Origin of the sequence: Zestomonas carbonaria (assembly GCF_904061905.1) — a bacterium.
Taxonomy (GTDB): Bacteria; Pseudomonadota; Gammaproteobacteria; order Pseudomonadales; family Pseudomonadaceae; genus Aquipseudomonas; species Aquipseudomonas carbonaria.
This window is the reverse complement of the sequence record NZ_CAJFCI010000064.1, coordinates 1-12,118: the sequence shown is the minus strand read 5'-3', so window position 1 is coordinate 12,118 and position 12,118 is coordinate 1. Positions and strand designations below refer to the sequence as shown.

At 60.6% G+C, this 12,118-nt stretch carries 11 protein-coding genes, 4 tRNA genes and 1 rRNA gene; all 16 read right to left on the bottom strand.

Annotated elements, in window-relative coordinates:
* The gene (gene rpoB / locus PSEWESI4_RS15860) at positions 1–4,074 is read right to left on the bottom strand and encodes a DNA-directed RNA polymerase subunit beta (protein ID WP_187672185.1); all 4,074 of its coding nucleotides are present in this window, start codon (positions 4,072–4,074) and stop codon (positions 1–3) included.
* Positions 4,075–4,292: 218 nt separating this feature from the next.
* Entirely contained in the window at positions 4,293–4,661 is a 369-nt protein-coding gene (rplL, locus tag PSEWESI4_RS15855) for a 50S ribosomal protein L7/L12 (RefSeq protein WP_187672184.1), read from the bottom strand.
* Between the two features lie 81 nt (positions 4,662–4,742).
* Positions 4,743–5,243, bottom strand: a complete 501-nt coding sequence (gene rplJ, locus PSEWESI4_RS15850; protein ID WP_187672183.1) for a 50S ribosomal protein L10 — start codon at positions 5,241–5,243, stop codon at positions 4,743–4,745.
* A gap of 200 nt (positions 5,244–5,443) precedes the next feature.
* On the bottom strand, positions 5,444–6,139 hold the full coding sequence (gene rplA / locus PSEWESI4_RS15845) for a 50S ribosomal protein L1 (RefSeq protein WP_187672182.1): 696 nt from the start codon (positions 6,137–6,139) through the stop codon (positions 5,444–5,446).
* Positions 6,139–6,570 (bottom strand): 50S ribosomal protein L11, encoded by a 432-nt coding sequence (gene rplK / locus PSEWESI4_RS15840; RefSeq protein WP_187672181.1) that lies wholly within the window; start codon positions 6,568–6,570, stop codon positions 6,139–6,141. The genes rplA and rplK overlap by 1 nt, the downstream gene beginning before the upstream one ends.
* Before the next feature lie 115 nt (positions 6,571–6,685).
* Positions 6,686–7,219, bottom strand: coding sequence for a transcription termination/antitermination protein NusG (nusG, locus tag PSEWESI4_RS15835; protein ID WP_187672180.1), 534 nt, complete (start codon positions 7,217–7,219; stop codon positions 6,686–6,688).
* 9 nt (positions 7,220–7,228) lie between these two features.
* Positions 7,229–7,597 carry a preprotein translocase subunit SecE gene (gene secE / locus PSEWESI4_RS15830; protein ID WP_187672179.1) on the bottom strand — a complete coding sequence of 123 codons (369 nt, stop codon included), beginning with the start codon at positions 7,595–7,597 and terminating at the stop codon, positions 7,229–7,231.
* 45 nt (positions 7,598–7,642) lie between these two features.
* Positions 7,643–7,718, bottom strand: a tRNA-Trp gene (locus tag PSEWESI4_RS15825).
* A gap of 54 nt (positions 7,719–7,772) precedes the next feature.
* Complete coding sequence (tuf, locus tag PSEWESI4_RS15820; protein ID WP_187672178.1) at positions 7,773–8,966, bottom strand: elongation factor Tu; 1,194 nt, start codon at positions 8,964–8,966, stop codon at positions 7,773–7,775.
* Between the two features lie 83 nt (positions 8,967–9,049).
* Positions 9,050–9,125, bottom strand: a tRNA-Thr gene (locus PSEWESI4_RS15815).
* Positions 9,126–9,151: 26 nt separating this feature from the next.
* Positions 9,152–9,225, bottom strand: a tRNA-Gly gene (locus PSEWESI4_RS15810).
* 24 nt (positions 9,226–9,249) lie between these two features.
* Positions 9,250–9,334: transfer RNA gene (locus tag PSEWESI4_RS15805), tRNA-Tyr, on the bottom strand.
* Between the two features lie 145 nt (positions 9,335–9,479).
* The gene (locus tag PSEWESI4_RS15800; protein WP_187672177.1) at positions 9,480–10,169 is read right to left on the bottom strand and encodes an SPOR domain-containing protein; all 690 of its coding nucleotides are present in this window, start codon (positions 10,167–10,169) and stop codon (positions 9,480–9,482) included.
* A gap of 12 nt (positions 10,170–10,181) precedes the next feature.
* The gene (locus PSEWESI4_RS15795) at positions 10,182–10,931 is read right to left on the bottom strand and encodes a pantothenate kinase (protein WP_187672176.1); all 750 of its coding nucleotides are present in this window, start codon (positions 10,929–10,931) and stop codon (positions 10,182–10,184) included.
* The gene (gene birA / locus PSEWESI4_RS15790; protein WP_187672175.1) at positions 10,921–11,880 is read right to left on the bottom strand and encodes a bifunctional biotin--[acetyl-CoA-carboxylase] ligase/biotin operon repressor BirA; all 960 of its coding nucleotides are present in this window, start codon (positions 11,878–11,880) and stop codon (positions 10,921–10,923) included. Before birA ends, PSEWESI4_RS15795 begins: the two co-directional genes overlap by 11 nt.
* A gap of 151 nt (positions 11,881–12,031) precedes the next feature.
* A 5S ribosomal RNA gene (gene rrf, locus PSEWESI4_RS15785) occupies positions 12,032–12,118 on the bottom strand; the annotation flags it as partial.

The following is a 12,118-nucleotide window of genomic DNA, read 5'->3' as shown; positions in this document are numbered from 1 at the left end:
TTATTCGGTTTCCAGATCGATGTCGATACCGAGCGAACGGATCTCTTTGATCAGCACGTTGAAGGACTCGGGCATGCCCGGCTCCATGCGGTGATCGCCGTCCACGATGTTCTTGTACATCTTGGTCCGGCCGTTCACGTCGTCCGATTTCACGGTCAGCATCTCCTGCAGGGTGTAGGCGGCGCCGTAGGCTTCCAGCGCCCAGACCTCCATCTCCCCGAAGCGCTGACCACCGAATTGCGCCTTACCACCCAGCGGCTGCTGGGTAACCAGGCTGTAGGAGCCGGTGGAACGAGCGTGCATCTTGTCGTCGACCAGGTGGTTCAGCTTGAGCATGTACATGTAGCCGACGGTGGTCGGGCGCTCGAACTGGTTACCGGTACGACCGTCGAACAGGCGCATCTGGCCGCTTTCCGGCAGGTCGGCGAGCTTGAGCATCTTCTTGATCTCAACCTCTTTCGCCCCGTCGAACACAGCGGTCGCCATCGGCACGCCACCCTTGAGGTTGTTGGCCAACGCGAGGATCTCGTTGTCGGAGAGCTCGTCCAGGTTTTCCTGGCGGCCGCCGACCTCGTTGTAGATCTCGTGGAGGAACTTGCGCAGCTCGGCGATCTTGCGCTGCTCTTCGAGCATGCGGTTGATCTTCTCGCCCAGGCCCTTGGCCGCGAGGCCCAGGTGGGTCTCGAGGATCTGGCCGACGTTCATACGAGACGGTACGCCCAGCGGGTTGAGCACGATGTCCACCGGCGTGCCATTGGCGTCGTGCGGCATGTCTTCGACCGGCATGATCACCGAGACCACACCCTTGTTACCGTGACGGCCGGCCATCTTGTCGCCCGGCTGGATGCGACGCTTGATCGCCAGGTAGACCTTGACGATCTTCAGCACGCCCGGAGCCAGGTCGTCGCCCTGCTGCAGCTTGCGCTTCTTGTCCTCGAACTTGTCGTCGAGCAGTTGACGGCGGTCGGAGAGGTAGGCCTGGGCCTTCTCCAACTGCTCGTTCAACGCGTCCTCGGCCATGCGCAGCTTGAACCACTGGCCGCGCTCGAGGCCATCGAGGATCTCGTCGGTGATGACGGTACCCTTCTTCAGGCTGGCGCCGCCTTCGGCAGTCTGGCCGACCAGGGCGGAACGCAGACGCTCGAAGGTGGCGCCTTCGACGATGCGGAACTCTTCGTTGAGGTCCTTGCGGATCTCGTCCAGTTGCTGCTTCTCGATGGCCAGGGCGCGGGAGTCGCGCTCCACGCCGTCGCGGGTGAACACCTGGACGTCGATGACAGTGCCCTTGGTGCCGGTCGGCACGCGCAGGGAGGTGTCCTTCACGTCGGAGGCCTTCTCACCGAAGATCGCACGCAGCAGCTTCTCTTCCGGGGTCAACTGGGTCTCGCCTTTCGGGGTGACCTTGCCGACCAGGATGTCGCCCGGGCCGACTTCGGCGCCGACGTAGACGATACCGGCTTCGTCCAGCTTGTTCAGAGCGGCTTCACCGACGTTCGGGATGTCAGAGGTGATTTCCTCTGGGCCGAGCTTGGTGTCGCGGGCCACACAGGTCAGTTCCTGGATGTGGATGGTGGTGAAGCGATCTTCCTGCACCACGCGCTCGGACAGGCAGATGGAGTCCTCGAAGTTGAAGCCGTTCCAGGGCATGAACGCGACGCGCATGTTCTGTCCCAGAGCCAGCTCCCCCATGTCGGTGGACGGACCGTCGGCGAGGATGTCGCCACGCGCAACCACGTCACCTTTCTGTACCAGCGGGCGCTGGTTGATGCAGGTGTTCTGGTTGGAGCGGGTGTACTTGGTGAGGTTGTAGATGTCCACACCGGCTTCGCCGGTCTCGACCTCGGCATCACGCACACGCACCACGATGCGACTGGCGTCGACCGAGTCGATCACCCCGCCACGACGGGCAACCACGCAGACACCGGAGTCACGGGCGACGTTGCGCTCCATGCCGGTACCCACCAGCGGCTTGTCGGCACGCAGGGTCGGCACGGCCTGACGCTGCATGTTCGAACCCATCAGTGCACGGTTGGCATCGTCGTGCTCGAGGAACGGAATCAGCGAGGCGGCGACCGAGACGACCTGCTTGGGCGAAACGTCCATCAGGGTGACGTCTTCCGGCGCCTTCACGGTGAATTCGTTCAGGTGACGCACAGCCACCAGCTCGTCGATCAGCTCACCCTTGTCGTTCAGGGTGGCGGAGGCCTGGGCGATCACGTGATCGGCCTCTTCGATCGCCGACAGGAACACGATCTCGTCGGTGACCTTGCCTTCCTTGACCACGCGGTACGGGCTTTCCAGGAAGCCGTACTGGTTGGTGCGGGCATAGGCGGCCAGCGAGTTGATCAGACCGATGTTCGGACCTTCAGGGGTTTCAATCGGGCAGACGCGACCGTAGTGGGTCGGGTGCACGTCACGCACCTCGAAGCCGGCACGCTCGCGGGTCAGGCCGCCTGGGCCGAGCGCGGAAACACGACGCTTGTGGGTGATCTCCGACAGCGGGTTGTTCTGGTCCATGAACTGCGAGAGCTGGCTGGAACCGAAGAACTCCTTGACCGCGGCAGCCACCGGCTTGGCGTTGATCAGGTCCTGCGGCATCAGGCCTTCGCTTTCGGCCATCGACAGACGCTCTTTCACCGCGCGCTCGACGCGCACCAGACCGACGCGGAACTGGTTCTCGGCCATCTCGCCGACGCAACGCACGCGACGGTTACCGAGGTGGTCGATGTCGTCGACGATGCCCTTGCCGTTACGGATGTCGACCAGGGTCTTGAGGACCTCGACGATGTCTTCCTTGCTCAGTACGCCGGAACCTTCGATCTCGGTGCGACCGATACGGCGGTTGAACTTCATGCGACCGACAGCGGACAGGTCGTAGCGCTCGGCACTGAAGAACAGGTTGTTGAACAGGGTCTCGGCGGCATCCTTGGTCGGCGGTTCGCCGGGACGCATCATCCGGTAGATCTCGACCAGCGCATCCAGTTGGTTGGTGGTGGAGTCGATCTTCAGGGTGTCGGAGATGAACGGGCCGCAGTCGATGTCGTTGGTGTACAGCGTTTCGATGCGCACCACCTGGGCCTTGGCGATCTTGGCCAGCAGCTCGGTGGTCAGCTCGGTGTTGCACTCGGCGATGATCTCGCCAGTGGACGGGTGCACGATGGCCTTGGCGGTGGTACGGCCAATCACGTAGTCGAGCGGTACTTCCAGTTCCTTGATGCCGGCCTTGTCGAGCTGGTTGATGTGGCGCGCGGTGATCCGGCGGCCCTGCTCGACGATGACCTTGCCGCTACCGTCCTTGATGTCGAGGACGGCGATTTCGCCACGCAGGCGTTGCGGCACCAGTTCCAGGCTCAGGTTCTCACCCTTCACGTGGAAGACGTTGGTGGCATAGAAGGTATCGAGGATTTCCTCGGTGCTGTAGCCCAGGGCGCGCAGCAGGACGGACGCCGGCAGTTTGCGGCGACGGTCGATACGCACGAACACGGCGTCCTTCGGATCGAACTCGAAGTCCAGCCAGGAGCCGCGGTAAGGGATGATGCGCGCGGAGTACAGCAGCTTGCCGGAGCTGTGGGTCTTGCCACGGTCGTGGTCGAAGAACACACCCGGGGAACGGTGCAACTGGGAAACGATGACGCGCTCGGTACCGTTGATGATGAAGGTACCGTTCTCGGTCATCAGGGGGATTTCCCCCATGTAGACTTCCTGTTCCTTGATGTCCTTGATCGCCTTGTTCGACGATTCCTTGTCGAAAATGATCAGGCGCACTTTCACGCGCAGCGGAACGGCGAACGTCACGCCGCGCAGCACGCACTCCTTGACGTCGAACGCCGGCTCGCCCAGGCGGTAGCCGACGTATTCGAGGGCTGCGTTGCCGGAGTAGCTGATGATCGGGAATACGGACTTGAAGGCCGCATGCAGGCCAACGTCGCGGAGCTGTTCCTTGCTCGCTCCTTGCTGCAGGAATTCGCGGTACGAATCCAGCTGGATGGCCAGGAGGTAAGGCACATCCATCACGTCCGGCAACTTGCTAAAGTCCTTGCGGATACGTTTTTTCTCAGTGTATGAGTAAGCCATCAGCGTTCCCCAGCTTGGTCACCTGCTTGTTTGGCCACACCCGGCGGGAGCAGCCAGAAAATCGTGCAAACCTCACGGTCTGCGCCGCCCTCGGGCGGATTTCCGGTCATGGGCAGGCCTGCTCGGCAAACCGCCCATAACGGAAAAAGGCCGGTGGCAAAAGCCACCAGCCGCCAGCCTTTTGCTTAACGCTCGGGCTGTAGACGCAAGGTCGTCGCTTACTTGAGCTCGACTTTGGCGCCAGCTTCTTCCAGAGCCTTCTTGGCTGCTTCGGCTTCTTCTTTCGAAGCGCCTTCCTTGACAACGCCCGGGGCGCCGTCAACGACAGCCTTGGCTTCTTTCAGGCCCAGGCCGGTCAGCTCGCGCACGACCTTGATCACGTTCACTTTCTTGTCGCCAGCTTCGGCCAGAACGATGGTGAACTCGGTCTGCTCTTCAGCAGCGACAGCGGCAACAGCCGGGCCAGCGGCAACGGCAGCAGCAGCGGTAACACCGAACTTCTCTTCCATCGCCTTGATCAGTTCAACGATCTGCATGACGGACATTTCGGATACGGCGTTGATGATGTCTTCGTTGGTCAGAGCCATGACTCTAATTCCTGTATTGGGGTGACAGCCTTCGCGGCCATCAAATTAAACAAATTACGGAAAGGGACGGATTGGCCTGGATCAGGCCGCAGCGCCTTCTTTCTGGTCGCGAATAGCCGCCAGAGTACGAGCCAGCTTGCTGGTGGCGCCTTGGATCACGCTCATCAGTTGGGCAACGGCTTCGTTGTAGGTCGGCAGAGTTGCCAGTACGTCGATCTGGTTAGCGGCGAGGAACTGACCCTCGAACGCAGCTGCCTTGATCTCGAACTTGTCCTGACCCTTGGAGAACTCCTTGAAGATACGGGCAGCAGCGCCCGGGTGCTCGTTGGAGAACGCAATCAGGGTCGGGCCTTTGAACACGTCGTTGAGCACTTCGAACTGAGTGCCTTCAACGGCGCGCTTGAGCAGGGTGTTACGCACGACTTTCACGTACACACCAGCTTCGCGGGCCTCTTTACGGAGTCCGGTCATTGCGCCGACAGTCACGCCACGGGCATCAGCCACGACAGCGGACAGACCAGCTTTGGCAGCCTCGTTGACTTCAGCGACGATGGCCTTCTTGTCTTCGAGTTTAATTGCCACGGGTTTACTCCTGGATGTTACCGTTTCGCCGAGCCGGAGCCCGACGTCGTTTTGGTGTCTGATTCGGTAAGGAATCGGGAGCACCATCTGCGTAGGCTGGTGGTTTAAGGCTTGCGCCACCTACGGTCTTGGACAGCCCCCGCCAGGCAGGGACCCCAATCTTGGCGGCTGGCGGAAGCGCTCCCACCAGCCGTGCATCATCACGCGTTGAGCGATGCCTGATCGATCATCAGCCCCGGACCCATGGTGGTGCTCAGGGTCACGCGCTTGACATAGATACCTTTGGCCGAAGCCGGCTTCAGACGCTTCAGGTCAGCCAGCAGCGCTTCCACGTTCTCTTTCAGCTTGCCGGCTTCGAAGCCGACCTTGCCGACGGAGGCGTGGATGATGCCGTTCTTGTCGGTGCGGTAGCGGATCTGACCGGCCTTGGCGTTCTTCACCGCAGTAGCCACGTCCGGAGTCACGGTACCGACCTTCGGGTTCGGCATCAGGCCGCGCGGGCCCAGTACCTGACCCAGTTGACCGACTACGCGCATCGCGTCCGGGGAGGCGATCACCACGTCGTAGTTCAGATCGCCGCCTTTCATTTCGGCAGCCAGGTCATCCATGCCAACGCGATCGGCACCGGCAGCCAGAGCGGCTTCGGCAGCCGGACCCTGGGTGAACACGGCGACGCGTACGGTCTTGCCAGTGCCATGCGGCAACACGGTGGCGCTACGCACGACCTGGTCGGATTTACGCGGGTCAACGCCCAGGTTCACCGACACGTCGAACGACTCGGTGAACTTGACGGCGGACAGCTCGGCCAGCAGGGTGGCCGCTTCCTCGAAGCTGTAAGCCTTGCCTGCTTCGACTTTGGCCGCGATGGCCTTTTGGCGCTTGGTCAACTTAGCCATTACACACCCTCCACGTTCAGGCCCATGCTGCGCGCGGAACCAGCGATGGTGCGCACGGCGGCATCCAGGTCAGCAGCAGTCAGGTCGGCTTGCTTGGCCTTGGCGATATCTTCCAGTTGGGCACGGGTCACAGTGCCGACTTTCTGGGTATTCGGGCGGCTGGAGCCGCTCTGGACACCGGCAGCCTTCTTCAGCAGAACCGAAGCAGGGGTGCTTTTGGTTTCAAAGGTAAAGCTGCGGTCGCTATAGACGGTGATGATCACCGGAGTCGGCAGACCAGGCTCCATACCCTGGGTCTTGGCGTTGAACGCCTTGCAGAACTCCATGATGTTCACGCCATGCTGACCCAGGGCCGGGCCAACGGGCGGCGACGGGTTGGCCTGACCGGCCTTCACTTGCAGCTTGATATAAGCTTGAATCTTCTTAGCCATGAGCTACTCCAATTGCGGGTATTAGCGCCTGACGGCTCCCCGATTGACATCTATTTATCCCAGCGACGACAAAACCCCGCAGTCAGCGACTGCGGGGTGCGGGATGCGTTTTCAGTTACGCCTTCTCGACCTGACTGAACTCCAACTCGACCGGCGTAGAGCGACCAAAAATGGTAACTGCCACCTGAATCCTGCTTTTCTCGTAGTTGACTTCTTCAACTACGCCACTGAAATCGGCAAATGGCCCGTCAATGACCCGCACCATTTCACCCGGTTCGAACAAGGTTTTCGGCTTCGGCTTGTCACCGCTATCGGCAACGCGACGCAGAATGGCCTCAGCCTCTTTCTCGGTGATGGGAGCCGGCTTGTCGGCCGTACCACCGATGAAGCCCATGACACGAGGGGTATCCTTGATCAAGTGCCAAGTCGCCTCGTTCATTTCCATCTGAACCAGCACATAGCCGGGGAAGAACTTACGCTCGCTCTTGCGCTTCTGGCCATTGCGCATCTCCACCACTTCTTCGGTGGGCACCAGAATTTCGCCGAACTCATCTTCCATACCGGCCAGCTTCACACGCTCGATCAGCGAGCGCATGACATGCTTCTCGTAACCCGAGTAAGCATGCACGACGTACCAACGCTTAGCCACGGGACACCTTTAACCAACAATCAAAGAAACGAGCCAGCCCAGCAGGGAATCCAGCCCCCACAGCAGCAACGCCATCACGAGCACCACGGCCACGACGATCAGGGTCGTCTGGGTGGTCTCCTGGCGAGTTGGCCAGACAACCTTGCGAATCTCGGTACGCGCTTCTTTCAGCAAGCTGAAGAAGAGCTGACCCTTTGCGGTCTGCAAGGCCACGAACGCCGCAATGGCAGCAAGCACTATCAGACCGATGACACGATACAGAATCGGCTCGCCCGAGAAGTACTGATTACCGACCACACCGGCAACGACCAAAGCAGCGACAACCAACCACTTCAGCAGATCTAGGCGTGAATCTTTGGCCTCAGCCTTGGCATTCATTTACGAGGATCCTGTGAAATACAAGCCAACTCCTAAGCGGGAAGTTGGCAGGTCAGGAGGGAATCGAACCCCCAACCTACGGTTTTGGAGACCGTCGCTCTGCCAATTGAGCTACTGACCTGTAACGAAAATCAGGCCGGCCATTATGCCGGCCTGAAAGCGGGAGATCAACCGATTACTCGATGATCTTGGCAACCACGCCGGCGCCGACGGTACGACCGCCTTCGCGGATCGCGAAGCGCAGACCTTCTTCCATGGCGATCGGGGCGATCAGGGTAACAGTCATCTTGATGTTGTCACCCGGCATCACCATCTCGACGCCTTCCGGCAGCTCGCAGTTACCGGTCACGTCAGTGGTACGGAAGTAGAACTGCGGACGGTAGCCCTTGAAGAACGGAGTGTGACGGCCGCCTTCTTCCTTGCTCAGCACGTACACTTCGCCTTCGAACTTGGTGTGCGGCTTGATGGTGCCCGGCTTGGCCAGAACCTGGCCACGCTCCACTTCGTCACGCTTGGTGCCGCGCAGCAGCACGCCGACGTTCTCGCCAGCACGACCTTCGTCGAGCAGCTTGCGGAACATTTCCACGCCGGTGCAGGTGGTCTTGGTGGTCGGACGGATACCGACGATCTCGACCTCTTCCTGGACCTTGACGATGCCGCGCTCGACACGACCGGTTACCACGGTACCGCGACCGGAGATCGAGAACACGTCTTCGATCGGCATCAGGAACGGCTGGTCGATGGCACGCACCGGCTCCGGAATGTAGGCATCCAGGGTTTCCACCAGCTTGCGAACAGCGGAAACGCCCATTTCGTTGGAGTCTTCGCCGTTCAGCGCCATCAGCGCAGAACCGATGATGATCGGGGTATCGTCGCCCGGGAAGTCGTAGGTGGAGAGCAGGTCACGAACCTCCATCTCAACCAGCTCCAGCAGTTCGGCGTCGTCCACCATGTCGGCCTTGTTCAGGAACACGACGATATACGGAACGCCTACCTGACGGGACAGCAGGATGTGCTCGCGGGTTTGCGGCATGGGGCCGTCGGCAGCCGAGCAGACCAGGATCGCGCCGTCCATCTGGGCGGCACCGGTGATCATGTTCTTCACGTAGTCGGCGTGACCCGGGCAGTCCACGTGGGCGTAGTGGCGGATCGGCGAATCGTATTCAACGTGGGAAGTGTTGATGGTGATACCACGCGCCTTCTCTTCCGGAGCGTTGTCGATCTGGTCGAACGCGCGGACGGCACCGCCCCAGGTCTCGGCACAGACCTTGGTCAGCGCTGCGGTCAGGGTGGTTTTACCGTGGTCAACGTGACCGATAGTGCCTACGTTGACGTGCGGTTTGTTGCGCTCGAACTTCTCTTTAGCCATCAGACCATCTCCCATCAATGAATTGAGCTAGCCATGCCGCCATTAAAAGAAAGGCAGATATCGAAATATCTGCCTTCACAAAATGGAGCTCATGAGCGGATTTGAACCGCTGACCTCACCCTTACCAAGGGTGTGCTCTACCAGCTGAGCTACATGAGCCAAACACCTTGCATAAACAGCAAACCTGGAGCGGGTAGCGGGAATCGAACCCGCATCATCAGCTTGGAAGGCTGAGGTTCTACCACTGAACTATACCCGCGGAGCCTGCAGCTCACGCTGAATCTGGTGGAGGGGGAAGGATTCGAACCTTCGAAGTCTATGACGTCAGATTTACAGTCTGATCCCTTTGGCCACTCGGGAACCCCTCCAAACGGGAGGCGGCATTTTCATCGCCTACCATCCCACTGTCAAGCATTTTCTCATTTAAAAACTTGAGGTTAGCAACGCTGACAGCATCTCCACGAACCACCCCTGAAGGGTCGTGCTCGCGAAGCGGGCGCCATTCTATGCAAACTATTGAGAGGTTGCAACGCTTTCGCACGGCATTATCTGATGTTCCAGTCCGGCGAAATCGGCAGCCAGCACTTGCAGCATCGCACCGTCCACCAAACGCCGGCTCTCCGGGGCCACACGCACCCAGTAACTGCGATGCGCGCGGGGCAGCTCGCGCATCATCGGCTCGTATCCGGCATCGCGCAGACGCTGCATGACCGCCTCGGCCGACTCGTTTCTCGGGAAGATACCCAGCGAAATACCGTTGACCAGGTCGCCCTGGGTAATGATGTAGCTGTCGATCCTGCGCGCCTGCAACTCCTTGAGCTGCCGGACGGATGCCTGCCGGGAGGCAAGCGGCGCCAGGTAGACCCAGTAATCGACGCTGGCCGGGGCATTGACCACCCGGACCTCGGAGCGCACGTCGAGACTGATCAAGCGTTGCTCCACCGCCCTGGCAGCCTCATCCTGCTCGAAGCCCCCCAGGAACAGACAAGCCTCCGAGGCGGCAGTCACAGGCTCCTTGCGCTCCTCCTCAGGAGGTCGGCGCTGCTGGGGGCGATCCGCCTCGCTGAGCAGGCGGATACCCTGCCTCTCCCCCTGGTACAGCAGCATCGGCGCCACCTCCTTGGCCCGCAATGGCGCCTGCTGCTGATGCCAGACGTAATAAAAGAGATTCAGAACCAGAAGCAGCAGGAACAGCCAACGCATGGGAGCACGACCTCAAGACAAGGGACAGGCTATCGCCAAACCAACGAAAATCAGATCCGGCACCACGCGCGCATCCGGCAGCATCCCTTCTACCAGGGCCGCATCCCCGCCGGTAAGGAAGGTTTGAAAATCCGCCCCCCAATACTCCTGCGCCATTTCCAGTTGAGTCTGCACGAAGCCTCGCAGCATCAGCGAACAACCACGCTCGACCGCCTCGACCGTCGAACGCCCGGGGGTCAGCGAATGCAGCGCTTCCTCGGCCGCGGCGTCGTCATAGCGGATCCTGCGCGTATGAGTCCTCAACTGATTGCGCATGAGCGGCATCCCGGGACATATGAACCCACCCAGATGCCCACCATCCGCCGCGACGAAATCCGAAGTGACCGCGGTCCCCAGGTCGATCACCAGGCAAGCGCCTCGCGCCTGATGATAGGCCCCCACCAAGGCCAGCCAGCGATCCAGCCCGAGCCGCCTGTAGTCTTCATAGCCATTTCGCACGCCACCCAACGATACCTCCGCGCACGCGGAACAGGCACTTACACCGAAACGCTCGGCCAACAGCGCGACGAGATGAGCCGTCTCCTCATCGCTACGCACGCTGACCATCCGCGAATGACGCAAGGCCAGCGCCGGCACAGCAACCAGAGCGGACAGCAACTGCTCCGCAGAGTCCGCCACACCCGCAGCAACGACCCCTGCCTCATCCTGCGCCAGAACGCGCCACTTAATAAGGCTGTTGCCACAATCGAGCTCAAGAATCATTGTGCAGCCTCAAACTCAGCTCGCCACCGCTGTAGCACTGTTCACCAGCGCTCGTTTGCAGCCGCAAGGCTCCCTGATGATCAACCCCCAAGACAACCCCCTCCACATGCTGCACCCCGGACGCCAGAACGACCCGCTCGCCCTGCCAAAGGTGATTGGCCTCCCACTCTCCCCTCAACGCGGAAAAACCCTGAGTCCGATGACGCTCGAGATACTCGCCAAGACGCGCAACCAGACGCAGCGCCAAAGTCGTCCTATCACACAGAACGCCCGACTCCAGACGTACCGAAGTCCAGGGCTGACCGATCTCCTGGGCAACCGCCTGCATATTGGTATTGATGCCGACCCCGATCACCACATAGCAGACGTCGGCAGGATCACCCGACAGCTCGAGTAGAATGCCAGTTATTTTCTTTCCAGCAGCCAGGAGGTCGTTCGGCCATTTGACACCGATATCGCTCAGGCCGACATCCTGTAGAGCCCGCAAAACCGCAAGCCCTACCACCAGACTCAACCCCTCCAACTGCCGAGCACCGCCATCGAGCCTCAAAGCCAGGCTGCAATAGAGGTTCTCGGCGAACGGGCTGACCCAATCCCGGCCACGACGCCCCCGCCCTGCAGACTGCCCTTCGGCGGTCACCAGGAAAGGCGGCGCATCGGCAGAGAGACGGCGCAAAGCCTCCGCATTGGTCGAATCGATCCGATCGAAGCAAAAAAGCTTCCATCCCGCATCCGCACAAGCCGCCTGCAGCCGCTCGACATCCAACATGGATATCGGGCTGGCCAGCCTGTAACCGCGACCGCGAACCTTGTGAATGGCGAGCCCCAGATCCTCTTCGAGCAACTGCAACTGCTTCCAGACAGCGCTCCGACTCACACCGAGCGCCGCGCCAAGAGCAGTTCCAGAATGGAAATGGCCATCCTGCAAAAGCCTCAATAGAGCCAACATACCGACAGCACCTCCAGCAAGGCAGGCATCATATCGGCGCAGCTCCGGATTGCCTAGAAAGCTGCAGAACCAGACTCCCACGCGCCCGTATTTTCTTCCGCGCAAAGAGAAACCCCCGACCTGTTGCCAGGACGGGGGTTTCGGCATAGGAGCTTGACGATGACCTACTCTCACATGGGGAGACCCCACACTACCATCGGCGATGAGTCGTTTCACTGCTGAGTTCGGGATGGGATCA